Here is a 24,892-nt window from a genome sequence, read left to right on the forward strand (position 1 = left end):
GACAAGGGCAACAGGGAAGACTGGTGGTGGGCCCCGTGGGGCTCGAACCCACGACCCTCGGATTAAAAGTCCGGTGCTCTACCAACTGAGCTAGAGGCCCTCACCCGCAAGGCTAGCGGGTGAGGGCCTCTGGGACAGAACCGTGCGAGCGGGTCAGCCCCGGCGTCCGGTGAGCGTTCGCAGCAGCCACGCGATGACCGCGATGATCAGCAGCACGATGCCGACGTAGAGCAGGAACTTCAGGCTCGCGGCGAACCCGCCGACGAACAGCAGGATGACTGCGATCACAGCCAGGATGATGAGCAGGGCGTTCATGGAAGATCCTCTCCTTCACGTGCAGGGAGGAGCGCCTCCCTGCCGCAACACGGTACGCGCGGCGCAGTCGTTGCGTTCTCGGCGAACGGGCCGCGGGCGTGTCACCGGCCGCGCCTACACTGCTGCGGTGCCTCGCGATCACCACCGTCCTGTCCACTTCACCGACGCCGAGTTCGCCGCCATCCAGGGCGGTGAGGACCCGGCGCTGGTGAACCGTGTCGCGCACGAGACCGCGAACGCCCTGCTGCACCGTGTGCGTGAGGACCCGGACCCCGCCGTGGTCGAGCGGCTCGTCACCTACACCGACGTGCACGGCATCGACGCCATCGCGGAGCTGTGGGCGCGGGTGGGGGCGCACACTCTGCCGGGGGCGCTCTGGCGGGTCTACCTGGTGCGCATCGTCATCCGGCAGAACCCGGAGGAGATCGCGTACCTGTTCGAACGGGGCACGGCGCAGATCGGCACGATCGACCAGGCGGTCGCGGGTGCCGAGGAACCGACCGGCCCGGCCGAGATCCTGACGCTCGCCGACCGCATCCTGCACGGCCTGTACACGGGCGACCTCGCGGTGGCGCTGGACCGCGGGGCATCGTTCTGCCGCCTGACCGCCGCCGGTGCGACCGCCGTGGCGGACGAGTCCGACCTGGTCGCGTCCGAGCGGGCGGGCGAGCTGACGACGCGGGCGCTCCGCCTGACGGAGCTGGCGGCCGACCTGACCGAGGCGGCGGCGCTCTGGCGTCGCGACAGCCTGGACTGAGCGGGCGGCGGGGCGGACCCGCACCCAGCCTCCAGGCCAGGGGCGCGGAGCTTCGCGACGACGCGCACGGTCGCGAGCGCGGAACGCATCCGGGCATGGAGAAGCCGAGCCGCAGAAAGCGCCTCTCGGCGCGAGGCCGCTCGAAGCGGCGAATTTTGGAGCCCGGGGCTTGCTGCGGCCCGGCGATCACCAGTCTACGAGACGTCGGCTGATCACTCGACCCTGTTCACTCATGGTGGACAGAACCGGCCCCGGGCGTGCCAGCGCACCGCCCGCGGGGAGCCCGCCGCGCCCGCGCCGCCGAGAAATCCCGATCCCCGCCCAATCCACAGCGGGGACCGCGCCGAATCATCATCGTGGCGGACGGAATGCCCGTCACGAAGCGAGAGGCCCGGTGTGACCCGGACCGGCACCGCCGGTCAATTCCCTGTGGGTCACGCCGGCCCCTCGTCTCGACCGCCCATGCGGGGGCTTCGTGCTACCCGCCTGGTCAACGAAAGCAACCGAGAGGAGGGAAACCTGCAATGCTTGCCCTCGTGGATAGCGACACCGAACGCTGGAGCTCGTCAGAGCCAGCTCAGGCATCGCCGGACGACCTCCTCGCCCGGGTCGCCTCCGGTGACCAAGCCGCCTTCGCGGACCTCTACGACGCACTGTCCGGCCGGGTCCTCGGTCTGATCACGCGGCTCCTCCGGGACCGCGCGCAGTCGGAAGAGGTCACGCAGGAGGTCTTCCTGGAAGTCTGGCAGCAGGCCACCCGCTTCGACCGGAAGCGCGGAACGGCCGCCAGCTGGGTCCTCACCATGGCCCACCGGCGCGCGGTCGACCGGGTCCGCGCCTCGCAGTCCTCGCACGACCGGGACACCAAGATCGGCATCCGCGACCTCGAGGCCGGTTTCGACCAGGTCTCCGAGTCCGTCGAGATCCGCATCGAGCACGAGCGCGTCGGCCGAGCGCTGGCGAAGCTCACGGAGTTCCAGCGGCAGGCTGTGCAACTCGCGTACTACGGCGGCTACTCGCACAGCGAGATGGCCGAACACCTCGGTGTCCCCATCGGCACCGTCAAGACCCGTCTCCGTGACGGGATGATCCGACTCCGAGACGAGATGGGGGTGACCTCATGACCGAACGCCACGACGACCCCGCACTGATGACGGGGTCCCACGCACTCGACGCGCTGTCCGATGACGAGCGCGCGCTCCTCGAGGACGCCCTCCGGACGTCCCCCGAGCTGCAGGCCGAGAACGACTCGCTGCGCGAGACCGCGCTGCAGCTCGCCTACGCCGTCGCACCGATCGAGCCCCCCGCGTCGCTGAAGGCGTCGCTGCTGGCCCAGATCGCCACGACCCCGCAGGCCGCACCCCTCGCCGACACGACGGTCGACCAGACCCCGGTCGCCGAGACCACCCCCGCCCAGGAGGCCCGCCCTGCGCCCGCCGCGCCCGTCACCTCGATCGCCGACGGCCCCACCGCCGGTGGCCGGGCGTCGTCCGAGGCTCGCCGCCGCTGGTTCCAGCGTCCGGCGGTGATGCTGACGGCCGCTGCTGCCGTCGCCGCGGTCTTCTTCGGGGGACTCGGCGTCGGATCGGTCTTCGACCCGAACGGCTCCGGACCGGGCACCACGCAGGCCTCGAGCGGCCTTGACCGCATCTACGCCGCGTCGGACTTCCAGCGCACCACGACCAAGGTCGCGGGCGGCGGTTCGGCGACGGTCGTGTGGTCGAACGACCTCGGCAAGTCCGCGGTGATCCTGGACGGCGTCGAGCAGGCGCCGAAGGGCAAGACATACGAGCTCTGGTACATCGGCTCCGAGGAGCAGGGCGGTGCCATCAAGTCGGCCGGCCTGGTCGACGGCGCGGCGGACGGTGTGCACTCCGCTGTGCTGAAGGGTGCGATGTCCGAGGGTGCGACGATCGGCATGACGGTCGAGCCCGCCGGTGGTTCGAAGCAGCCGACCTCGTCGCCGATCATGGCTGTCCCCACCACCACGGCCTGAGGTCCTCCGGAAGGTGCCCGTGCAGTCGATGCGCGGGCACCTTTCGTCGTTCCACGAGTCGATCGACGCGTGGATCGTCGGAACATGCGCACGTCTTGCGGGCCGCCGCGGCACCCGCCGCAACCACGAAGGCCCGGTGCGCGTCCGTGGCGGACGTGCACCGGGCCTCCAGGCCGTCCGTCAGCGCGACGGACGGATGCCGATCAACCGAAGCGGCCCGAGACGTAGTCCTCGGTGGCCTGCACGGACGGGTTCGAGAACATCGTCGCGGTGTCGTCGAACTCGATGAGCTTGCCCGGAGCGCCGGTGCCGGCGATGTTGAAGAACGCCGTCTTGTCGCTGACGCGCGACGCCTGCTGCATGTTGTGGGTCACGATCACGATCGTGAACTCCTTCTTGAGCTCCTCGATCAGGTCCTCGATGGCCAGGGTCGAGATCGGGTCGAGGGCCGAGCAGGGCTCGTCCATCAGCAGCACGTCCGGCTCGACCGCGATCGCGCGGGCGATGCAGAGCCGCTGCTGCTGGCCACCGGACAGACCCATGCCGGGCTTGTCGAGGCGGTCCTTGACCTCGTTCCACAGATTCGCACCCTGCAGCGAGCGCTCGACGATGTCGTCGGCCTCGGAGCGGGAGACGCGCTTGTTGTTGAGCTTGACGCCCGCGAGCACGTTGTCGCGGATCGACATCGTCGGGAACGGGTTCGGTCGCTGGAAGACCATGCCGACCTGACGGCGGACGAGCACGGGGTCGACGCCGGGGCCGTACAGGTCGTCGCCGTCGATCTTGACCGATCCCTCGACCCATGCGCCGGGGATGACCTCGTGCATGCGGTTCAGGGTGCGGAGGAAGGTGGACTTGCCGCAGCCCGACGGGCCGATGAAGGCCGTGACGGTGCGGGGCTCGATGGTGATGTCGACACCCTCGACCGCCTTGAACTTCGAGTAGTAGACGTTGAGGCCGTCGACCTCGATGCGCTTGGACACGTTGATCCTTCTGGGTGGGTGGTGACGCTGGATCCGCGGGGGCGGACGGTCAGCGGCTGAGCTTGGGGGCGAAGAGGCGGGTGATGATCCGGGCAAGCAGGTTGAGCAGCATCACGATCAGGATGAGCACCAGGGCCGCGGTCCACGCCCGGTCGACGAACGGCACCGGGTTGGCGCCCTGCTGCGAGTACTGCGTGTACGCGTACACCGGCAGGGTCATCATCGGGTCGCGGAACAGGTTGTAGTTCATGCTCGCGGTGAAGCCGGCCGTGACGAGCAGCGGGGCGGTCTCACCGATGACGCGGGCGATCGAGAGCATGATGCCGGTCATGATGCCCGCGAGGCTCGTGGGCAGAACCACCTTGAGGATCGTCAGGTACTTCGGGACACCGAGGGCGTACGAGGCCTCGCGGAGTTCCATCGGGACGATCTTCAGCACCTCTTCGGTGGAGCGCACGACGATCGGGATCATCAGCACCGACAGGGCGACGGAGCCGACCAGACCGAAGCGGGCACCCGGGCCGAGGAACAGCGCGAAGAGCGCGTAGGCGAACAGCCCGGCGACGATCGACGGGATGCCCGTCATGACGTCGACGAAGAACGTGATGCCCTTCGCCAGCGCGCCACGACCGTACTCGACCAGGTAGATCGAGGTGAGCAGACCGATCGGCACCGAGATGAGCGCCGCGAACAGGGTGATCTCGAGGGTGCCGATGAGCGCGTGGACCGCGCCGCCGCCCTCGGAGATGACCCCGCGCATCGAGTACGAGAAGAAGTTCGCGTCGAGGCGGGCGACGCCCTTGGCGATGACCGTCCAGAGCAGCGACACCAGCGGCAGGACCGCGATGACGAACGCCGTGATGACGAGCGAGGTGACCAGGCGGTCGACGGCCTTGCGACCGCCCTCGACGATGCGCGAGACGACGACGATGAGCACGTCGAACAGGACCGTGCCGAGGAAGATCGCGGCGACGACGTTGAAGTCCTTGACGGCGCCACCGGCGTTGAGCAGGGCGAAGACCAGGACGAGGGCGACCCAGCTGCCGACCAGCAGCAGCCACGGGACGGACGCGTGCAGCTTGCCGTTGGCGTAGACGTTGCCGGCGGTGCCGGTCTGACGGAGCGCGAGGGACATCGGGTGCGACCTCTCAGCTGACTCGGCTGCGGACGATGTACCGCGCGAGCATGTTGATGACCAGGGTGATGACGAAGAGGATGAGACCCGACGCGATGAGCGCGTTCAGTGCCGTCCCGGAAGCCTCGGCGAACTGCAGGGCGATGTTCGCGGCGATCGTCGAGGGGTTCTGCGACGTCAGCATCTCGAACGTGACGTTCGTCGAGACCGACAACACCAGCGCGATCGCCATCGTCTCGCCGAGTGCACGACCGAGGCCGAGCATGATCGCGGACACGATGCCGGACTTCGCGAACGGCAGGACAGACAGGCGGATCATCTCCCAGCGGGTCGCGCCGAGGGCCAGGGCCGCTTCCTCGTTGAGGGTCGGGGCCTGCAGGAAGATCTCACGCATGACCGCCGTCATGATCGGGATCGCCATGACGGCGAGGACGATCGAGGCCGTCAGGATCGTGCGGCCGGTGCCGGACACCTGACCGGAGAACAGCGGGAACCAGCCGAGGTACTCGTTCAGGAACACGTAGAAGGGCTTCACCAGGGGAGCCAGCACGGCGATGCCCCAGAGGCCGTAGACGACCGACGGCACCGCGGCCAGCAGGTCGATGACGTAGCCGAGGACCGGAGCGAGTCGACGCGGCGCGAAGTGCGAGATGAAGAGGGCGATCCCGAGGGACAGCGGCACGGCGATCACGAGCGCGATGAGCGCGGACCAGACGGTGCCGAACACCAGGGGGCCGACGAAGTCCCAGAAGTTCGTGGCCTTCCCGGGCAGCTCGCCGACCTTGGCGGAGAACGCCGGGATGCTCTGCCAGACGAGGAACGCGGCGACGAGCACGAGCACGAAGAGGATGAGGCCGCCGGCGATGACCGAGGCGGCGGAGAAGATCCGGTCACCGACGCGGACGACGGCCTTCGGCTTGATCGGGGTGACGGTGGCCCCTGGCTGGGCCGGTGCGGTCGTCATGGGGTACTCCAGTCGGAGGAACGCCGGGGGAGGCGACGGGTGCGGGTGGTGGAGCGGGGTGGGACGTCCGGGTGCGGGCTCTTCCCGGTGGGAGCGGTGATGCTGTGCTCCCGGTGGCGGCAGTCGTGCTGCGCTCCCGGTGGCGGCGGTGGTGCTGCACTCCCGGTGGGGCCCGGACGGGCGAGGGCCCGGACGCCGGTCATGTGGGTGGGACCGGCGTCCGGGCGCTCAGGGGGCCTTACTTGATGGACGCGACCGCGTCCTTGGCCTTCGACGCCAGGTCGGAGGAGAGGGCGGCCGACTTGGCCTCCTTCGCAGCGGCGTCCTGAGCAGCGCTCGAGACGACGTAGTCCAGGTAGCCCTTCACGAGCTCGGCCTTGTCGGCGTCCTTGTACTCCTGGCACGCGATGGCGTAGGAGACGAGGACCAGCGGCCAGGCACCGTCAGCGGTGTCCTTGCGGTCGATGTCGATCGCGAGGTCGTTGTCCTCGCGGCCGGTTGCGATCTTCGAGTCGGCGACGACCTGCGCGGCACCGTCGGCCGAGATCTCGGTCGCCTTGTCGCCGACCATCAGCTTCGCGCGGTCGAGGTCACCGGCGCCGGAGTCGTCGATGTAGGTGATGGCGTTGGTGGCGTTGCCCATCGCGGAGGCGACACCGGAGGTGCCCTTCGCGCTGTCACCGACCGAGTACGGGAAGGTCTGGCTCGGCTCTTCGGTCCAGACGTCGCCGGCGTTCGCGGAGACGTACTCCGAGAAGTTCTGCGTGGTGCCCGAGTCGTCGGAGCGGTGCACGACCGTGATGTTCGCGTCCGGCAGCTTCGCGTCCTTGTTCAGGTCGGCGATCTCCGAGTCGTTCCACTTGGTGATCTTGCCCGAGAAGATGCCCGCGATGGTCTTCGCGTCGAGGGTCAGGTCGCTGACGCCGTCGACCTTGTACGCGATGGCGATCGGGGAGATGTAGACGGGGATGTCGATGCCCTTGGTGTCCGCCTTGCAGGACTCGAACTTGCCCGAGAGCTCCTCGTCCTTCAGCGCCGCGTCGGAGCCGGCGAAGTCCGCGGCACCCGACATGAAGTTCTCGCGGCCGGCGCCGGAGCCGTCCGGCGTGTAGTTCACCGTGACGCCCTTGGCTTCGTCCTGGAAACCGGCGGCCCAGGTGGCCTGCGCGGTCTGCTGTGCGGACGAGCCCGAGCCGGTCAGGGTGCCGGAGAGCTTCGAGTAGTCGCTGCCGCTGGTGGAGGAGGACTTGGTGCTGCCCGCGTCCTCGTTTGCCGCGCACGAGGAGAGCACGACTGCGCCGGCGATCGCGATTGCTGCGATCGAACCGATTCGCTTGATGTTCACAGGGGTCCCTTCGGGAATGGAATGCAGTGGGACCACTGCGGTCCCTGGGCCGGTGCCGACCCGGGAGCGACTGTAGGGACGCGAGGTGACGGGGATCACCCCCGCTGGTGAACGGAAGGTGAACGAGGGGTTGTCCGCGTCGGGGCGGCGTGCGCCGCGCCCGCGCAGGGAGCAGGATCGGGGGCACTGTGCGCGCGTTCGGAAGATACGCACGCATGATCGCGGAAGGGCGGTCGGGAGGCCCGGATCGCGTTCTCCGGGCGCGGCGCGGCCCCGTCATGTGGTCGGGTGCCGAGCGCGTCGGCTGCGGTGCTCTGGTCCGGCGGCGCTGCGGTCCGGCGGCGCTGCGGTCCGGCGGCGCTGCGGTCCGGCGGTGGCCGGCTACGCCGGGATCGTGTTGCGGTGTGTCTCGACCGCGACGAGCGTGTCTCCGGCGATGTGCATGACGGAGAAGTCCCCGACGGACAACATCGCCGCACGACGCAGGTCGAAGCGGCCGGAGTCGTCGGCGGTCACGGTGGCGATCCGGGCGATGATGTCGGGCAGCACCGGGCCGTGCGAGCAGAGCACGGCGGTCTTGCCCTTGTCGAGGCGGCGCCGGACGACACCCTTGACGTCGGCGGCTCCGCGGTCGTGGGCGTCCTGGCTGATGTCCGGGGTGCTCGAGACGCCGAGCTTCGTCGCGGCCGAGAGCGGTTCGACGGTCGCGAGGCACCGCGCCGCCGTGCTGCTCACGATCTTCTTCGGGCCGAACGCCGCGACCGGCGCCGCGGCGGCCTTGGCCTGCGAACGGCCGACGGGCAACAGCGGTCGGGTGGCGTCGGGACCGTCCCAGTCCGAGCCGGGCACGGTCTTCGCGTGGCGCAGGGTGATCAGGGCGAAGGTGCGGTGCTGTCCGGCGGCGGCGCGTTCGGCGAAGCGGTCGAGGATCGCGACGTCCCGCTCGTACGTCAGACGGTTGCGGGCGTCGTCGATGGTGACCCACTCGAGTGCGGCGACCTCGTGGTTCGGCTCGAAGGCCCCGGCGCGGGCGTACTCCTTGGCCGAGACCCGGGCCGCCCAGTAGTGCACGACCTTGTCGCGACCGTTCGGCAGCACGTACTCGGCGGTGCCGAGCGGAGCGCCGAGGTGGACGCGGTAGCCGGTCTCCTCGTCGATCTCGCGCACAGCGGTCGTCGGGACGGCCTCGCCCGGGTCCACCTTGCCCTTGGGCAGGGAGACGTCCTTGTGGTGGTCGCGGTGGATGAGCAGCACGAGGGGTGTGCCGTCCTGTTCGCGCCAGACGACCGCACCCGCAGCGACGACGGGGCCCGAGGGACCGCCGCTCACCGAGTCGAGCGCTTCCGAGCCGAGATCTTCCGCATGGTCACATTCTGCACGTCCTCGAGCGGGCGGCCCGCATCGTCGGTGGAGTGCCGCGTCCACTCGCCGTCGGACTCCAGGTGCCACGAGCTGGCGGTGTCGGCCATCGCCAGGTCGAACATCTCCTGGACCTCGTTGATGTGGTCCGGCGCGACCAGCCGCACGAGTGCCTCGACGCGACGGTCGAGGTTGCGGTGCATCATGTCGGCGCTGCCGATGAAGACCGCCGGGTCGCCGTCGTTGTGGAACGCGAAGGCGCGGGAGTGCTCCAGGTAGCGGCCGACGATGCTCCGCACGCGGATGGTGTCGCTGACGCCTTCCATCCCCGGCTTGAGCGAGCAGATGCCCCGGACCCAGACGTCGATCGGCACCCCGGCCTGGCTCGCCAGGTAGAGCGCGTCGATGATCTGCTCGTCGACCATCGAGTTGACCTTGATCCGGATGCCCGAGGGCTTGCCGGCACGGGCGTTCGCCGCCTCGGTCTGGATGCGCTTGAGCAGGCCCTTCCGCAGGTGCAGCGGTGCCACGAGCAGGCGCTTGAACTTCTTCTCGATGGCGTAGCCGGACAGCTCGTTGAACAGGCGGGTGAGGTCCTTGCCCACGGTGTCGTCCGAGGTGAACAGGCCCATGTCCTCGTAGATGCGCGAGGTCTTCGGGTTGTAGTTGCCCGTGCCGATGTGGCTGTAGTGCTTGAGCGTCCCGCCCTCTTGCCGGATGACGAGCACCAGCTTCGAGTGCGTCTTCAGCCCCACCAGGCCGTACACGACGTGCACGCCGGCCTTCTCGAGCTTGCGGGCCCAGGTGATGTTGTTCTGCTCGTCGAAGCGCGCCTTGATCTCGACCAGGGCGAGGACCTGCTTGCCGGCGGCCGCTGCGTCGATGAGCGCTTCGACGATGGGGCTGTCGCCGGACGTGCGGTACAGCGTCTGCTTGATCGCCAGGACGTTCGGGTCGGCGGCGGCCTGCTCGAGGAACGCCTGCACGCTCGTGGCGAAGGACTCGTAGGGGTGGTGGACGAGGACGTCGTTCGCCTTGATCGCACGGAACAGGTCGGGCTTCGTGTTCGGCTCACCCGGCTGGAACTGCACCGGGGTCGTCGGAACGTGCTTCGGGTAGTGCAGGTCCGGGCGGTTGATCTTCGAGATCTCGAACAGCCCGCCGAGGTCGAGCGGCGACGGCAGCCGGAACACCTCTTCCTCGGTGATGTCGAGTTCACGCACGAGCAGGTCGAGGGTCACCGGGTCCATGTCCTCGGTGATCTCGAGGCGGATCGGCGGGCCGAACCGGCGGCGCAGGAGCTCGCGCTCGAGGGCCTGGATGAGGTTCTCGGCCTCGTCCTCCTCGATCTCGACGTCCTCGTTGCGGGTGACCCGGAACACGTGGTGCTCGAGGACCTCCATCCCCGGGAACAGGTCGTCGAGGTGGTTCGCGATGAGGTCTTCGAGCGGGATGAAGCGCATCCGGCCGGAGTTGTCGTCGGGGAGCTTGATGAAACGGGAGAAGTTCTGCGGCACCTTGAGGCGCGCGAACTCCTGGCGCTGCGACTTCGGGTTGCGGACCCGCACCGCCAGGTTGAGCGAGAGCCCGGAGATGTAGGGGAACGGGTGCGCCGGGTCGACCGCCAGCGGCATGAGCACCGGGAAGATCTGCTCGTTGAAGTACTCCCGCATCCGCTGCCGGTCGGCTTCGTCGAGGTCGGACCAGTGCTCGATGTGGATGCCCGCGGCGTCGAGGTCCGGCTTGAGCGACCCGATGAACGCCTGCGCGTGCCGGTCCTGGAGCTCGTGGGCCTTCTTCGCGATGTCGCGCAGGACGTCACTGGGGGCACGGCCGACGTTGGTCGGGACGGCGATGCCGGTGTCGATGCGGCGCTTCAGGCCGGCGACGCGGACCATGAAGAACTCGTCGAGGTTGGACGCGAAGATCGCCAGGAAGTTCGCTCGCTCCAGCAGGGGCTGCGTGCGGTCTTCACCCAGCTCGAGCACGCGCTGGTTGAACCTGAGCCAGCTGAGCTCGCGGTCGAAGTAGCGGTCCGTCGGCAGCGACTCGTGCTCGATCTCGACGACCTCGTCGAAGTCGTCGAGGTCGGGTGCGACGGATTCGCCGTCGAGCTGCGGTTCGGTGTCCATCCCCACATCCTGCCACCCGGCCCCTGCTGTCGGAGGGGCCCCGGTGGACGCTGTGGAAACCGGTGGTGAACCGTTCGTGTGTGGAGGAACGGTCACGATATACCGACGGTGACATCTGCCCGGGTTTGTGGGTATGGTGGGCCGTGTCAGAGCCTCCGGGGGGATTCCACTGCGCGGGGGTGCAGCTACGAATGAAAGAGGTTCATCATGTCGCGTGTCCTTTCGACCGAGCAGGCCAAGACCGCCATCCGTCAGGTCCAGTCGATCGTCAACGGTGGTTTCACCGATCAGATCTCGCAGCTCGACGCTCAGGGCCGGATCCTCTCCGACTCGAACGTCTGGGACGGCCCGCTCGCGGCGACGTTCCGTGGGTCCACCTGGCCGGAGACCAAGGCTGCTCTCGACAAGGCGAAGACCGAGCTCGAGCAGCTCCGTACGCAGCTCGACAAGATCTCGCAGGACATCTTCACCGCAGGCGGCGGCGCGTAAGCACCAGCATGTTCCCGCCCGGACCGTCGCATTCGCGGCGGTCCGGGCGTTCGCGGTCGGTGGGGCCGCTTCACCAGCACGATCAGCACGACTTCGGGGGATGAACCATGGTTGACCTGCACGGCAATGAGCCAGTCAAGTTCGACAACGGCACGGCCGATGCACTCAGCACGGCGCTGAACGGCGCGGCCGAGTCGATCGAGGGCCAGGCCGGCTCGCGGCAGTCCTACGTCAACACCGCGTCCCAGGAGTTCCGCGGGCACTTCTCGGAGCTCTTCGCGCAGAACGCCGGTACCGCGAAGAGTGACGCCGAGGACATCGCCACGAACCTGCGCACCGTCGCGGGCTGGGTCGACGAGATGAAGGCGGCCGCCGAGCGCGAGAACGCCCGTCGCAAGAAAGCCCGCGACTGGTACGCCGAGTACGGTGACCGGAACTTCTTCGAGTGGATGCACGACAAGGTCGCCGGCGCACCGGAGCCGCCCAAGGTCGAGCACGAAGACCCTCCGACCTTCGCGCCCGCGAGTGCCAAGTCGACCACGCGCCAGACCCCGAACCCGGGCGCGGGTGGGAGTGGTGGCGGCGGGACCTCGTCCGCCAAGCCGGAGGATCTGCGTTCCTTCGCCGCCGGATCGACCTCGCTCAACAGCGACCTCACCGGGAAGCCCGCGGGGCTCCGCGGCAAGCTCGACGACTTCGCGACGAAGTGCTCGTGGGGCACGATCAACGCCGACGGGCTCGTGTCGGCGTTCGACAAGTGGCTTGCTGCCAACGACCAGGACGTCAAGTGGGCGAACACGATCGCCGATGCATTCGCGGCCGCTGGCGGCGAGGGCTCCGTGTCCACCGTCTCGGATGCTGCGCTCGCCGCAGCCCTGGCTGCCGCCGGGGTCGCGCAGTCCCGCACCGACCTGCAGTTCGATCCACCATCGGCCTACGGCGCTCAGCCCACCACCGGATTCTCGATGGACCCGGTGAACACCACGACGGGCAACTTCCTCGAGCCGGAGCTCGACCTGGCGTTCACCGGTGCATCTGCGGCGCTGCAGGTGACCCGCATGTACAACTCCCTCGACCAGCACGTCGGCCTCTTCGGTCCGGGGTGGGCGTCGATCCTCGAGACCCGCCTGCTCCTCGACGACGAGGGCGCGTCGTTCGTCGGCGCCGACGGTCGTCAGGTGCGCTTCCCACGTGACGGCGAGGGGTGGGCCCGCGGCGTCGGCGAGAACCGCTGGCTCGCGGCCGAGGGCAACCGGCTCGTCGTCCGCGACAACCAGGGTGAGCGCATCGACTTCTCGCCGTCCGGGCTGTGGCTCGGACAGCGCGGTGGGGCCGGCACCGCGGTCCGCGTCGAGCGGGACGCCGACGACGTCGTCGTGCGCCTGCTGCACGAGCGCGGGCGCTCGATCGACATCGACCACGTCGACGGCCGAGTGGCGGTGCTCCGCGCCTCCGACGGTCGCCGGGTCGAGTACGGGTACGACGAGCGCGGCCGACTCGTCTCGGTGACCGACGCCGTCGGCACCCGGACCTACGGCTGGAACGACGACGACCTCATCACGACGGTCACGAGTGCGGCCGGTGTCGTCGAGGTCGACAACACCTACGACGACCAGCGCCGCGTGGTCGAACAGATCAGCCCGCACGGCCGCACCGTGCGCTTCGCGTACCTGCCCGGCCGCGTCACGGTGGTGTCCGACCACGACGGATCGCGGTCGAACTCCTACATCGCCGACGCCAAGGGGCGTCTCGTCGGGGTCATCGACTCCGACGACCGACGCCAGTCGATGAGCTACGACCGGCACGGCAATCTCGTGTCCGCGACCGAGCGCGACGGCTCGGTGACCGTGCACGCGCACGACGACCGAGGCCGGAAGACCCGGACCGTCACGCCGTCCGGCGGCGACCTGACCTACGGGTACGACGACCAGGACCGCGTGACGACGGTCGTAACCGAGGCCGGTGCCGTCGTGAGCTACGAGTACGTGGGCGACGACCGCGACCCGTCGGTCATCGTCGACCCGGTCGGCGGCCGGACGGAGCTGACCTGGCAGGACGGCTCCCTCACCCACGTCGTCGACCCGACCGGCGTGGTCCTGACGCTTTCCTACGACGCGTTCGGTGAGCTCGTCTCGACCACCAACGCCGTCGGCGACACCGCTCGGATCGAGCGCGACGCTGCCGGTCACCCGGTCGCCGCGATCAGCCCCTCCGGCGCACGGAGCGAGTACCGCTACGACGCCGCCGGGCTCCTCGTCGAACGACGTGACGCCGACGGAGCCGTCTGGCGTTTCGAGTACGCCGCCGGAGCGCGGATCGCTGCGATCACGGACCCGCTCGGAGCACGGACGACGCTCGAGTACGCCCCGAACGGCGAGCTCGCGACCACGACCGACCCGCTGGGTCGCCGCGTCTCACGGACGTTCGACGACCAGGGGAACCTGGCGGAGCTCGCATTGCCGGGCGGCGCGGTCTGGACGTTCGCGCACGACGCCTTGTCGCGCCTCCAGGCCGTCATCGACCCCGCGGGCGCGACGTGGCGTCGCGAGTACGACGTCGTCGGCGAGCTGACGGCGACCGTCGACCCGACGGGCGTCCGCCAGGAGTTCTCGGACGACGTCGCGACCGGCGTCGCGACCTTGCGCGACGCCTTCGACACCGCGACCGTCCGGTTCGACGAGTACGGCCGACCTGTCGAGTCCACGTCTGACGAGACCGGTTCCGAACTCATCACCTACGACGCCGCCGGTCGCCCCGTCGAACTCGTCGACGGCGAAGGCGGACTGACCCGACTCGAGCGCGACCTCGCCGGTCGCGTCGTCGCGTTGGTCGCCCCCTCGGGCGCGCGCTCCACGTACGAGTACGACGCCTGCGGGCGTCCCGCCGCAGCCACCGACGCCGCGGGGGCGCGGACGACGCTCACCTACGACGCGGACTCCCGTGTCGTGGCCCGGACCCTGCCCACCGGCGAGGTCGAGGAGATCACGTACGACGCCGTCGGGCGCGTGGTCACGCAGACGACTCCGGGTTCCGGTACCGCGCGGTTCCGCTATGACCAGGCCGGGAGGCTCGTCTCCAGCCATGACGCACGCTTCGGCCGTCGTCGGTTCCGCTACGACCCCGCCGGGCAGCTGATCCAGGTCGTCAACGGTCTCGACGGGGTCACCTCGTTCGAGTACGACGAGCGCGGGCGCCTGGTGACGATCACCGACCCTGTCGGCGGGGCCACCCGACGCGAGTACGACGCCGCTGACCACGTGGTCGCTGTCACCGATCCGCTCGGACGGACCACCACGGCGGCCTACGACCCGGCCGGGCGCCAGATCCGCCAGACGGATCCCGACGGCCGGACCACGGAATGGACCTACGACGCGGCCGGTCGACAGCGGGCCGTGCTCGTCGACGGTGCGGTGCAGTCGGAGATCACCCGCGACGCCGTCCACCGAACTGTCGTCGTGTCGGACCACACCTGTGGTGCAGGGCGGACGATCGAGCACGAGCTTCAGCACGACCGCCGTGGCCTGCTCGTCCGCCGAGCCCGGGGCGACCAGTCCGTCGCGTGGGAGTACGACGCTGACGGCAACCGCGCCGCTCGGGTCGACCCGAACGGCACCCGAACCACCTACCGTCGCGATGCCGTCGGCCGTGTCGTCGAGGTGGACCGTGACGGCACCGCTGCCGGCGCGTTCACCTACGACGCCTCGGGTCGTATCGTCCAGGCGGCCACGGGCGACCTGGTGCAGTCGTGGTCGTACGAGGGAGGCGCCCTCGTCGCGCACACCTCGACCACGCTCGACGGTGCCACCAGTACGCGGATCGAGCGCGATGCCGACGCGCGGATCACCGCGGTCGACGGACCGTCCGGGGCGGTGTCGTACGAGTACGACGCCGCCGGGCAGCTCGTGCGCGCCGGGGACTCGACGTGGGCCTACGACGACGGTGGGCGACTCGTCGTCGAATCCGTCGGCGATGTCGAGACGCGCCACGAGTACGACGCTGCCGGACAGCTGGTCGCGACGACCACCGAGGCCGGCCGCACCGAGTACGTCCACGACGGTCTCGGCCGCCGCATCCGGCGGACAGCAGCCGATGGTTCGACCACCGAGTACGCATGGTCCGACCTGGGGCACCTCGCTGCCGTCGTCGACCGCGACGCCTCGTACGCCGAGACCGGTCGGCTCGACGTCTGGGTCGACGCGCTCGGTGAGCTCGCCGAGGTGGGTGGGGTCGCCACGTGGTGGGACTCCGCCGCGGTCGTGCCGTCGCTCATCAGCATCGCCGACACGTCGCTGCTCGACCTGCCAGGGGGTGTCACCGCGATCGGCGATGCCGTGACGCAGCCCGCCTGGCGCAGTGCTCGCGCGACCGATGCTGCGGACCCGTGGGCTGCGCTCGCTGCCGTTACCGACGTCGGGCTGCCCGCGGGGGTGTCCCTGACCGGCTCGGGTGGGGTGTCCGTCGCAGGGCTGGAGTGGCTCGGGGCCCGTGTGTACGACCCTGCGGCGCGGGGCTTCCTGACGGTTGATCCGCTCGTGCCGATCCTGGGTGCCGCGTGGTCGGGGAACCCGTACTCGTACGCGGGCAACGATCCGTTGCAGGCCGTCGACCCGCTCGGGTTGCGGCCGGCGACTGACAAGGACTTGCAGGCGTACCGGGATGCGAATCAGGGTGCAATCGCCAATGTGCGTGACTGGGCCGACGAGCACTCGGAGCTGATCTCGAACATCGCCATCGGCCTCGGCGTCGCAGCGACAGTCCTCGCGATGTGCACACCGATCGGCCCGGTAGTCGCGATTGCCGTGATGGCAGGCGGCGGAGCTGCTTTGGCCGGGGGGCTATCGATCAAGGAAAACAGGGGGGAGAACGGCAAGGTCGATTGGGGAAAGGTCGGCCTGGACACTCTCGTTGGTGGTGTGTCGGGAGCTGCCGGAGGGGGAAGCGCGCTGGGTCTCTCGAAACTCGGGACAGCGGCTGCTCGCGCAGGTGCTCCAGTGCTCCAGCGGATCGGCACGCAGGCCTTGACATCGACTACTCGCTCGGCGATCTCGTCAGGAGTGTCAGGTGCCACGCAGAACGTCGGCGGGTACATGTTCGACGAAGACGTCTCGCACACTGCCGGCGGTTACGCGGCGTCTGCGGCGTCCGGCTTCGGTCTGGGGGCGGGCTTCAGCCTGGGATCCGGGGCGCTCGGAGCTAAGATCGTCAAGAACTTGGACCTCAGTTCTCCATCAGCGACCGCTTTGATCGGTGGTGCGGTGAACCACAGTGCAGGCGGCTTTGGTGCCGTGGCAAATGAGCTGGTCCGCCCGGGCGGGGATCAGAGTCGCGCAAACCTTGTCCAGACCTTTGGAACAGGGTTCCTTGCAGGGGCGCGGGGTCCTACCGTCACTTCACATCGTGCGCCATGAGTGGCGGGCGACGAGAGAAAGAGAGCGTAACCGTGCCGAATACGGAGACCCGGCTTGGGACGGACGTCGCCCGGCGGCGTGTATTTCGGAACCGCACCATCGCCGTGCTCTTGCTCTTCCTCGTCGTTGTCTTCCCGATCTTGGCATTCTTTGTAGCGCCGATCGCTTTGGGCGTGTACGACGATTCTCACCCAATGTCCGTAACTTGCACTGTTGAATCCGCAAAAGCGGGGAGTACTTCGAGTCGTTCCTTGAAGGGCGTCGGGAGTTCGGGCAGTCAGGTTGTCATCGAGACAAAAGGCTGTGGGCGGTTGCTGATCGACTCAGGTATCAACAAGGACAATGTCGATCGGGTGGCCGACGAACTCAAGGCGGGGCAGCGCTACCGATTCATAGTTGGAGAGGGGACCTACCGGTTGCGCTCGGTTCTTCAGCTGGTCAAGGTCGCACCTGATGTGCGCGACTTCAAGGCAACCCAGGAGTAGCGTGCGACGCGGTCTCGACGTTCACGCATGGTCTCTAGGGGTTGGGTCCCCGCACGCGGGTGGCGTCGAGCAGCATCGCGGCGTCCTCATGGCTGCGGCGACGATCGGTGCACTCGGAATCGCCTTGCCCCTCGTGCTCGCTGGTGATCATGCTTTCGCAGCGACGCCGTACTCGGTCCTCGGCGGTCCGTGCCCTCGATGGCGGTGGCCGGACGTGCAAGGCGATGATTTCGGCAGGACCTTACTGAGCGGGGCCATACGCGGCGCTGAAGAGCCGATGTGCGGGTCCCAGCCGCGCACAGAGGCCAGGGTCGGCTGGTGAAGTCCACCGAAGACGATCGGGTTGCGTCGAAGCTGCTCCGAAAGAGGAAAAGCAGGGCACCCGTCTGGGGGAATCGAGTGATTGCAGTAGCAATCGTGCTAGGCGTCATCGTGATTCCTCTCCTGGCATTAACGGTCGGACCGACCTGGCTCGGGCGATACGATGATTCTCATCGAATCAAAGTAACCTGCAAAGTTGATTCCGCCGAAGCAAACATTGCTTCTTCACGGTCTGCGAAAGGCGCGGGAGGCTCGCGACCGCAGGTGACCTTCCATACAGACTGCGGGAATCTCATCTACGCAGACGGGGTCGAACGATCGAGTATGAAACGAATAGCCGGCTCGGTTGAATCGAACGCGCCGTATCGGTTCGAAGTTAGTGCTGGCTCGTTCAATCTGCGGAAGGGTCTCAAGTTTGTCAAAGTAGCTCCGACGGTTTACGGCTATAGCCAAGTCCGCAAGTAGGGGCGAAAGAGTTCAGTGAAGCACCTAGCTGCTTTCCTCTACGGGATTTCGAACAGGTTTGTGTGGAAGATGAGCTATCGACCGAAGCCAGTGACCTCGCTTTTTCTACTATCCACCTCGACCCCGGACTTCCCAGCGGAGCGGACGCGATGCGGGGATCCATGGCACGTGGAGACACCGAACGTCCGGTTGGCGAAGAAGGCGGCTGGAGGCGATCATTTACTGGTGAGTGCTGCTTCTGATGGCACGTTTCGTCCTGCTCATAAGAGCCCTGCACGTGTCTTTCTTGAGCGGTTGCAGGCCGTCGGACTGTTGTTCTTGATCATCGGGCTCCCGGTGGCCACGTTCGGTTTCGGCCCGTCGATTCTCGGGCGGTACGACGATGGGCACCGCATGAAGGTTGTGTGTCGGGTCGATTCGGCAGAGGCGAACATGTCGTCTTCCCGGTCCGCGAAGGGAGCCGACGGTGCACAACCCCAGGTCACCTTCCACACGAATTGCGGGAATCTCCTCTACCTGGAAGGCGTCGATCGGTCCAGCATGCAGCGGATAGCGTCCGCGGTGGAACCAGGCGAGCGCTACCGATTCACTGTCGGTGCTGGCTCTTTCAGGCTGCGTGCCGGCCTCAAGGTCCTGAAGGTAGCGCCGGAGATCTACAGCTACACCGCAGTGCTCGCCTCGGAGACGCCCCGGCGTTGATTGCGTGACAGCCCAAACGACGAGTGAGCCGGAGCGGTGATGTTGAGACGAAGGAGCACACGGGACGAGGTCGTCGTGCTGTGCAACGAGGTGGCCGGATTCCTCTGCCGGATGGGGGCTCGTGAGGCGGAGGGCTTTTACCTCCGCCAGGCCGAGGCACTCCGCGTCGAGGAGGCGTGGCTTGCTCGGCGGCGGATCTACCGAAGGATCTACTCCGCGTCGAACACGGGGGCAGGGGGCATGGGCGACATGTTCGTGGTCACGCCTGACGGCGCGGGCGATGTCCCTGCGACCGAAGCGTTCCAGCGGTCACTCTCCGCGCTGCTGCGGGTGACGCGCACATTCCCGTGATGGACTCGCTGTTCCAGCGCTGAAGGGGCACGGCAGAACATGACCTTGTCGGAATTGCTCAAGCAACTCGACGACCACGCCGTCGAGGACGCCGCGTCGGCTGTGCAAATAGCCGCCGTACGATCTGTCCTCATTGCCGCATTCGAGCAGGCGCCCGACCATCCGGCATACCGCAGCGGGATACAGGGCGCCGCCCGCCTTGTTGCCGACACTTGGCCCTACGAGAGCGAGCTGGGGGCGCTGGTGCTGGCCTTTTCCGAAGCGGTGCGACGGAAAGTTGGCCCGCACCGTACGACGGACATCGGGGCTGCAGTCGAGTGACCCAGGACTAAACGGCTGCAGCGTCAGCTCCGCGCACAGCAGTGCGGACTCGTCTCACTCCCTGAAGGGCGTCGGCTCGTCGACGTCGCAGGTCGTGCTCGAGACGTCCGACTGCGGAACGCTCGTGCAGAGCTGGGGTGTGAGCCGCGACAACGGGGACGAACTGGCGCGGGACGTCATCGAGGGGGAGCGCTACCGGTTGAACGCCGGCGAGGGTTCCTTCACGATGCGGGCATTCCTGAACACGATCCGCCAGGCCGTGTACGTGAAGAGCTTCGAGCCCGTGCGAACACGGTAGGTCCGTCGGCCCAGTGCAGCAGCAGCGCGCCGCTCAGCGCCCGAAGGCCCCGACGAACTCACCCCACTGCGCGGGCGCCCGCTGCTCGAGCCATGCACAGAGCTCGGGATAGGCGGCGTCGATCGACAGGACGCTGATCACGCCGCGTTGGCCGTTCACCTTGATGTCCAGGCCACCGAACCGGTTGGTGGTGGGCCGGATGCGCTTGATCGCCGCCGGGTCGACGGTCCGCGCGGCACGGAACATCGGCGTCACGACCAGCTGCGAGTCGTACGCCTCGACGCGACGGCGCTTCTGACCGACGCCGAGGTAGACGAACAGGATCCCGAACAGCACCATGCCGACGCCGGCGATGAGCATGCCGATCGCATCGGGGTCGTCGAGCAGGCTGAGCGTGGCCAGGAAGAAGAACCCGCCGACGACGACGAAGACGATGCCGATGATGCGGAGCAGCAGGTAGCTGAACCGGCGCGCGCGGACGGTGAAGAGCACGCCGTACGCCTCGTCGCCGACGACGGAGGACGGTGGCCGCTTCCTGTCGCTCTGACGGACGAGCGCGCTGACGACGGCCGGGATGGCGACCATCGCGGCCAGGGCTATCACCACCGGCGACAGGTTGATGTTCACCGGCCCGCCCCTGTTCGTGCGTTCGTGCGCGGTCGTTCGAAGGGCATGACGCCCTGGTCCCCCTGGATCATGCGTGCAGAGTATCAGCGGGCTGTGGACAGGGACGGGCAAGCCCGTAGATGCTCTATGTTGGATTTCAGCGGCGAGCTGTGGCCCGAACGGGGGTGGCTGACGGGGCTGACCCGCCCGGACCCGACGCTGTTCAGCAACTAGCATCGATGTGCTCGACGATTCTCTTGGGGGGAAGACCGTGATCAACCAGCGTGCCGGGAACACCGGAACACGAAGCACCAGTCGCCGACTCGTGGGGGCGGTCGCCGTGACGGGGATCGCTGCGCTGGTACTCGCTGGCTGCACTTCCGACGACAAGCCCGTTGCTGACCCCTCGCGGGTGCTGCAGACCGTCGACACGCGCCTCGCCGCGGACGGTTCGATCACGTCGATCTCGGACACAGCGATCTCGGTCGCCGGCAAGGACTCGTCGTCTGCGATGACCGAGCACGACCCCGCGAAGGCGGCGAGTGACCTGCCACTGCGCATCACGACGCAGTACTCGACGAAGAAGAAGACCGGGACGGACCTCGCCGACCTCGACGGCTACTCGGGTCGGGTGTCGATCGACCTGACGATCGAGAACCTGACGGTCAAGTCGAAGAACCTGACCTACGACGTCGCGGGCACGTCGCGTTCGACCCCGGCACTCGTGGGCGCGCCCTTCAGCATCGCTGCGTCGACCGTGCTGACGGGGACCGCCGCGGACCGCGTCGTGACGGACTCCGCCGACTCCGGCTCCTCGACCGACGGTGTCGTGAGCACCAACGAGGACGGCGACGCGGTCGTCCAGTGGGGACGGCTGCTCGCCCCGCCGACCTCCGGCGCGAGCAGCACGCTGCACCTCGTCGCCGACGTCGAGGACTTCACCGCGCCGACCATCGACGTCGCGGCGCAGCCCGGGCTGTCGACGGACCTGTCCTCGACCGGCGTCGTGAACGCGGCGTTCGGGTCCGACAACGATTCCGAACTGGCGCTGCAGCGCCGCACGATCGACCTCATCGCGCAGGTCAACGAGGTGCTTGCCCGTGCCGGCGGCACCATCACCGAGGTCCGGTCCAACCTCGAGACGACGTCCGAGACCCTCGGCGTCAGGACGGCGGAACGCCTGAAGGAGAGCAGCTCCTCGCTGGCGAGCACGATGCAGTCGCTCTCCGGGCAGCTCGGCTCCCTGAACGGCGATCTCGGCACCACCGTGAAGGCCACGCAGTCGACGGTGTTGCAGCAGCTCCAGCAGACCACCACGAGCCTCGACAGCCTGCTCGGCGACACGTCCGCGACCGCGCCGGCAACGGTGCTCGACGGCAACGGCTGCGCGGCCACACCGAAGACCCCGTCCGCCGGGGGCAGCGTCTACGGCAACCTGCTCCGCGTCTCGGCGCAGCTCACCGGCTACGCCGACGCCAGCGAGGCGTGCAAGCAGCAGGTCAGCACGCAGCTGGCGGGATCCGTCGGCCCGGCGTCGCCGGACGCGGCGACGTGCGCCCCTCAGGAGGCCCGTGGTTCGTTGACCTGCGCGCTCTGGGAATCGTCGCGTGCGGTGAGCACCTCGTTGATCGGTCTGGTCAACACCGGGCAGCAGCTCGCCGACCAGCTCGACCCCAAGCTCGCGGACGCGGCGATCGAGCAGTCGGACGCCCTGCGGGCCAAGCTCGGGGAGATCGACACCGCCGTGCAGGCGCTCGGCAGCGACGGCACCGGTGAGGTCGCGCGCACCCTGCAGGCGTTGCAGGACCTGCGTGACCAGACCGCTGACGACCTCGGCCCTGTGCGCGACGCCGTCACGACGGTGAACCGGCAGGCCATCGCAGCGCGCGCCCTCGTGGGCGGCGCCGGCGACGGTCTGTTCAGCACCTCGATGCAGGCGCAGAACCGCGAGGTCGCCGACCAGCTCTGCGCTCTCGCGGCGACCGACCAGCTCGACGCGGAGCAGGCGGATGCGCTGCGCGGGTACCTGACCACGACGCCGTGCCCCGGTGCCGAAGAAGGCACGACGCTGAAGCCCGGTGGGCGGTTCAGCACCCCGATGGACGAACGCCTCACGGACCAGGCGGAGCAGTGGGATGCGGTGGTCGCGGCGACCGATCTCCGTTCAGCGACCGGTATCGGTGCCGCGGTGACGACGCTGTCCGACGACGTCGAAGCGCTCGACGACGGCATCGCCGAGGTGCGTCGAGCGGTGCGCAACGACGGTGGCTCGGTCGACGGCGCAGCCCGCCAGCTCGAGGAACTCGTCGAGCAGGCAACGAAGTCGAGCGCAGTGGTCGGCACCCAGCTGACCGCGATCAGCACGCAGCAGACCGAGCTGCAGGACGCCGTCCGCAAGGCCTTCGCCGACGCGTCCACCCAGTCCGAGAAGGACGTCCAGAAGATCATCGACCAGCAGGTGCGGCAGGTCAGCGAGACGGCGAAGGGCAGTCGTGACGCCGTCATCTCGGCCTTCGACAAGTCGATCGCCGGCCTCCGTTCCACCTCTGGCGAGGTCACGAAGGACTCGAAGGGCACGATCGACGAGCAGCGGGGGACACTGGAGCGGGAAGGCTCCGAGCTGGCGTCCGCCGTCGACCGCCAGACGGCGTCGAGCCTGGAGCAGATCGCCGCGAGCACGAGTGCTTCGACGCGCGACGTCCAGGGCGCGTCGACACTGCTGACGGGCGACCTCAACCGGGTGATGCTCGACCTGGGTGACCGCAAGGTCAACGGATCCGGCATCCTCGGCGCGATGGCCACGAGCGCGGCGAAGTCCGACTCTGCGGACTACCAGCTCGCCCTGGCATCGCAGAACGCCGCCGGCTACGCGAACGTCCGCGCCGAGGACGTCGCCGGGATACTCCTCCAGCAGGAGCAGTTCCGCGCCTCGATCGACGCGGCGACGACGCTGCCGGCGTTCCAGCTCAAGGTGCCGGCCAGTGCGACGTCGACCACGCTGTACACCTTCCGGATCGGGGCTGAGCGATGAGCGACCAGACGACCGACCAGACGATCAACCAGACCGAGGGCACCGACGCCGGGCGTCCGCGCAACCGACGCCGACTGCTCATCGTCGGCATCGCCGTGCTCCTGGTGGCCGCGGTGGTCGCCGCCGTCCTGACGTTCCGGGCGATCGCCAGCAGCGCGCCTGCCGAAGCCGTCCCGGCCACGGTGCCCGTGGGCGTCACCGTCAGGGGCGTTCCGGAGGACACGAAGATCGGCGTCGTCGTCACCCTGGGCGACGGCGAGGGCTCCGAGTGGAACGAAGCGGCGCAGGGCGCCCTCGTCGCCGAGCGACGACTCGCGCTCGGCGGAACCGACATCACCCTCGTCACGAAGAACGACGGAGGGACGATCGCTGGGGCGAAGGCCGCTGTCGCCGACCTCGCCGAGAGCGGCGTCGCGGGCATCGTCGTCGCTTCGTCCGGAGCGCACGTGACCGGAGCGCTCACCGCTGCGGCGGCGAAGGGCGTCCCGGTCGTGCTGCCCTACGCACCCGCCGAGAAGGACTCCTGGACGACCGCCCCGGCAGCCGGCTCGGTCAGCAGTGCCATGACTGCTGCGCTCGGTGACGCCGGATCACCGCTCCTCGTCGACCTCGGCGGCGGTGCTCCTGCAGGGCTCCGGGTGGCGCACGTCATCGACGGCGACGACACCTCGGACACGGGCTCGCTCGCCGAGACGATCGCCGCACGGACCGGTGTGAGCGGTGCGGGCGAGGGTGCCGACGAAGCGCAGGACACCGACCGCAAGGTGGACCCGGACTCCGATGCGGTCGTCATCAGCGGTTCGGCGCAACGACAGGGCGCCCTGGTGGCAGCACTCCAGGCCGCCGACGTCACGGTGCCGGTCATCCTCACCCCGGACGCGACGAGCCCGGCCTTCGGCGCAGCGCTCGTCGACGGCGGTGGCAGCCTGAGCGGCACCTTCCGGACAGTCGGAGTGGCCACCGACGACGCACGGGCGCTCTCCTCCGACGCCGAGGGGCGGGCGATGTCTGCGTTCCTCGGTGGTGTCCGGGTGCTCGCGGACGATGCAGACGCCCAGAACCTGACGGGCGACCGGCCCTTCTCGGCGGTGGCGGGAGCAGCGGACTCCCGGAGCCACGACGCCGTCGTCGCGCTCGTCCGCGCGGTCGGGAAGGCCCAGAGCGTGGAGCCGACCGACGTCACCGACGCCCTCGCCACGCTCGACCTCGACTCCGCGGCGGGGATCGCCGGCCCGCCGCTCGACTTCACCCGGCAGCAGGCGCTCGGCGCGCGCGCGACCGTGCTGTCGGCCTCGGCGCAGCAGCTCGGTCTCCGACCCGCCAACGTCGCCGCTGGCGGCTCCGATGACGCATCCGGCGACGACGCGGCCCAGGCCACCTCGCTGGTGTGGTTCGAGGACTCCACCGCACGCTGACCCACCCACGCACGGAC

General features: G+C 68.7%; 19 protein-coding genes and 1 tRNA gene. 11 read left to right on the forward strand and 9 right to left on the reverse strand.

Annotated features, from left to right (window positions below):
* Nucleotides 1-24 precede the first annotated feature (24 nt).
* Together ITJ50_RS05110 and ITJ50_RS05115 are read right to left on the reverse strand one after the other, a co-directional pair.
* A tRNA-Lys gene (locus tag ITJ50_RS05110) sits at nucleotides 25-100 on the reverse strand.
* 53 nt (nucleotides 101-153) lie between these two features.
* A complete protein-coding gene (locus ITJ50_RS05115; RefSeq protein ID WP_017888098.1) occupies nucleotides 154-315 on the reverse strand; it encodes a hypothetical protein in 162 nt (53 codons plus the stop codon).
* Nucleotides 316-442: 127 nt separating this feature from the next.
* On the opposite strand from ITJ50_RS05115, the gene ITJ50_RS05120 reads away from it, so the two are divergent.
* The 3 genes from ITJ50_RS05120 to ITJ50_RS05130 all read left to right on the forward strand — a co-directional run bounded on the left by ITJ50_RS05120 (nucleotide 443) and on the right by ITJ50_RS05130 (nucleotide 3,068).
* The gene (locus ITJ50_RS05120; protein ID WP_017888097.1) at nucleotides 443-1,072 is read left to right on the forward strand and encodes a hypothetical protein; all 630 of its coding nucleotides are present in this window, start codon (nucleotides 443-445) and stop codon (nucleotides 1,070-1,072) included.
* 524 nt (nucleotides 1,073-1,596) lie between these two features.
* Complete coding sequence (gene sigK / locus ITJ50_RS05125) at nucleotides 1,597-2,196, forward strand: ECF RNA polymerase sigma factor SigK (RefSeq protein WP_056071845.1); 600 nt, start codon at nucleotides 1,597-1,599, stop codon at nucleotides 2,194-2,196.
* Complete coding sequence (locus ITJ50_RS05130) at nucleotides 2,193-3,068, forward strand: anti-sigma factor domain-containing protein (protein WP_194590032.1); 876 nt, start codon at nucleotides 2,193-2,195, stop codon at nucleotides 3,066-3,068. The genes sigK and ITJ50_RS05130 overlap by 4 nt, the downstream gene beginning before the upstream one ends.
* A gap of 203 nt (nucleotides 3,069-3,271) precedes the next feature.
* On the opposite strand, the gene pstB is transcribed toward ITJ50_RS05130, so the two are convergent.
* The 6 genes from pstB to ITJ50_RS05160 all read right to left on the reverse strand — a co-directional run bounded on the left by pstB (nucleotide 3,272) and on the right by ITJ50_RS05160 (nucleotide 10,986).
* Nucleotides 3,272-4,051: a phosphate ABC transporter ATP-binding protein PstB gene (gene pstB, locus ITJ50_RS05135; protein ID WP_017888094.1), complete on the reverse strand. Its 780-nt coding sequence runs from the start codon at nucleotides 4,049-4,051 to the stop codon at nucleotides 3,272-3,274.
* Nucleotides 4,052-4,100: 49 nt separating this feature from the next.
* Nucleotides 4,101-5,186 carry a phosphate ABC transporter permease PstA gene (pstA, locus tag ITJ50_RS05140; protein ID WP_017888093.1) on the reverse strand — a complete coding sequence of 362 codons (1,086 nt, stop codon included), beginning with the start codon at nucleotides 5,184-5,186 and terminating at the stop codon, nucleotides 4,101-4,103.
* A gap of 13 nt (nucleotides 5,187-5,199) precedes the next feature.
* Nucleotides 5,200-6,150: a phosphate ABC transporter permease subunit PstC gene (pstC, locus tag ITJ50_RS05145; protein WP_017888092.1), complete on the reverse strand. Its 951-nt coding sequence runs from the start codon at nucleotides 6,148-6,150 to the stop codon at nucleotides 5,200-5,202.
* Nucleotides 6,151-6,388: 238 nt separating this feature from the next.
* Nucleotides 6,389-7,495, reverse strand: a complete 1,107-nt coding sequence (locus ITJ50_RS05150) for a phosphate ABC transporter substrate-binding protein PstS (protein ID WP_017888091.1) — start codon at nucleotides 7,493-7,495, stop codon at nucleotides 6,389-6,391.
* Between the two features lie 381 nt (nucleotides 7,496-7,876).
* Nucleotides 7,877-8,824: an NUDIX hydrolase gene (locus ITJ50_RS17775; RefSeq protein ID WP_071250259.1), complete on the reverse strand. Its 948-nt coding sequence runs from the start codon at nucleotides 8,822-8,824 to the stop codon at nucleotides 7,877-7,879.
* On the reverse strand, nucleotides 8,821-10,986 hold the full coding sequence (locus tag ITJ50_RS05160; protein WP_071404719.1) for an RNA degradosome polyphosphate kinase: 2,166 nt from the start codon (nucleotides 10,984-10,986) through the stop codon (nucleotides 8,821-8,823). The genes ITJ50_RS17775 and ITJ50_RS05160 overlap by 4 nt, the downstream gene beginning before the upstream one ends.
* A gap of 207 nt (nucleotides 10,987-11,193) precedes the next feature.
* On the opposite strand from ITJ50_RS05160, the gene ITJ50_RS05165 reads away from it, so the two are divergent.
* The 6 genes from ITJ50_RS05165 (at nucleotide 11,194) to ITJ50_RS05190 (ending at nucleotide 19,823) form a co-directional block, all read left to right on the forward strand.
* Nucleotides 11,194-11,475, forward strand: coding sequence for a hypothetical protein (locus ITJ50_RS05165; RefSeq protein WP_017888088.1), 282 nt, complete (start codon nucleotides 11,194-11,196; stop codon nucleotides 11,473-11,475).
* A gap of 107 nt (nucleotides 11,476-11,582) precedes the next feature.
* A complete protein-coding gene (locus ITJ50_RS05170; protein WP_194590033.1) occupies nucleotides 11,583-16,883 on the forward strand; it encodes a DUF6531 domain-containing protein in 5,301 nt (1,766 codons plus the stop codon).
* 104 nt (nucleotides 16,884-16,987) lie between these two features.
* On the forward strand, nucleotides 16,988-17,368 hold the full coding sequence (locus ITJ50_RS05175; protein WP_139179603.1) for a hypothetical protein: 381 nt from the start codon (nucleotides 16,988-16,990) through the stop codon (nucleotides 17,366-17,368).
* Nucleotides 17,369-18,322: 954 nt separating this feature from the next.
* Nucleotides 18,323-18,853, forward strand: coding sequence for a hypothetical protein (locus tag ITJ50_RS05180; protein WP_194590034.1), 531 nt, complete (start codon nucleotides 18,323-18,325; stop codon nucleotides 18,851-18,853).
* A 390-nt stretch (nucleotides 18,854-19,243) separates the two neighbouring features.
* Nucleotides 19,244-19,525 carry a hypothetical protein gene (locus ITJ50_RS05185; RefSeq protein WP_042539270.1) on the forward strand — a complete coding sequence of 94 codons (282 nt, stop codon included), beginning with the start codon at nucleotides 19,244-19,246 and terminating at the stop codon, nucleotides 19,523-19,525.
* A gap of 94 nt (nucleotides 19,526-19,619) precedes the next feature.
* On the forward strand, nucleotides 19,620-19,823 hold the full coding sequence (locus ITJ50_RS05190) for a hypothetical protein (RefSeq protein ID WP_194590035.1): 204 nt from the start codon (nucleotides 19,620-19,622) through the stop codon (nucleotides 19,821-19,823).
* A 33-nt stretch (nucleotides 19,824-19,856) separates the two neighbouring features.
* Here the strand turns inward: ITJ50_RS05190 and ITJ50_RS05195 are convergent, their stop codons facing one another.
* Nucleotides 19,857-20,450, reverse strand: coding sequence for a hypothetical protein (locus ITJ50_RS05195; protein ID WP_194590036.1), 594 nt, complete (start codon nucleotides 20,448-20,450; stop codon nucleotides 19,857-19,859).
* 391 nt (nucleotides 20,451-20,841) lie between these two features.
* Here ITJ50_RS05195 and ITJ50_RS05200 point away from each other — a divergent pair, with 391 nt between their 5' ends.
* Both ITJ50_RS05200 and ITJ50_RS05205 read left to right on the forward strand, forming a co-directional pair.
* Entirely contained in the window at nucleotides 20,842-23,460 is a 2,619-nt protein-coding gene (locus ITJ50_RS05200; RefSeq protein WP_194590037.1) for a hypothetical protein, read from the forward strand.
* On the forward strand, nucleotides 23,457-24,875 hold the full coding sequence (locus ITJ50_RS05205) for a hypothetical protein (RefSeq protein ID WP_052481812.1): 1,419 nt from the start codon (nucleotides 23,457-23,459) through the stop codon (nucleotides 24,873-24,875). The genes ITJ50_RS05200 and ITJ50_RS05205 overlap by 4 nt, the downstream gene beginning before the upstream one ends.
* Nucleotides 24,876-24,892 lie beyond the last annotated feature (17 nt).

The organism is Curtobacterium sp. VKM Ac-2889 (genome assembly GCF_015350855.1).
Classification (GTDB): Bacteria; Actinomycetota; Actinomycetes; order Actinomycetales; family Microbacteriaceae; genus Curtobacterium; species Curtobacterium poinsettiae.

Bases quoted from the DNA above. Each gene is read 5' to 3' on its own strand.
- pstA (WP_017888093.1), bottom strand. From the start codon at position 5,186: ATGTCCCTCGCGCTCCGTCAGACCGGCACCGCCGGCAACGTCTACGCC.
- sigK (WP_056071845.1), top strand. From the start codon at position 1,597: ATGCTTGCCCTCGTGGATAGCGACACCGAACGCTGGAGCTCGTCAGAG.
- ITJ50_RS05170 (WP_194590033.1), top strand. From the start codon at position 11,583: ATGGTTGACCTGCACGGCAATGAGCCAGTCAAGTTCGACAACGGCACG.
- ITJ50_RS05205 (WP_052481812.1), top strand. From the start codon at position 23,457: ATGAGCGACCAGACGACCGACCAGACGATCAACCAGACCGAGGGCACC.
- ITJ50_RS05115 (WP_017888098.1), bottom strand. From the start codon at position 315: ATGAACGCCCTGCTCATCATCCTGGCTGTGATCGCAGTCATCCTGCTG.
- ITJ50_RS05185 (WP_042539270.1), top strand. From the start codon at position 19,244: ATGACCTTGTCGGAATTGCTCAAGCAACTCGACGACCACGCCGTCGAG.
- ITJ50_RS05165 (WP_017888088.1), top strand. From the start codon at position 11,194: ATGTCGCGTGTCCTTTCGACCGAGCAGGCCAAGACCGCCATCCGTCAG.
- pstC (WP_017888092.1), bottom strand. From the start codon at position 6,150: ATGACGACCGCACCGGCCCAGCCAGGGGCCACCGTCACCCCGATCAAG.
- ITJ50_RS05130 (WP_194590032.1), top strand. From the start codon at position 2,193: ATGACCGAACGCCACGACGACCCCGCACTGATGACGGGGTCCCACGCA.
- ITJ50_RS05160 (WP_071404719.1), bottom strand. From the start codon at position 10,986: ATGGACACCGAACCGCAGCTCGACGGCGAATCCGTCGCACCCGACCTC.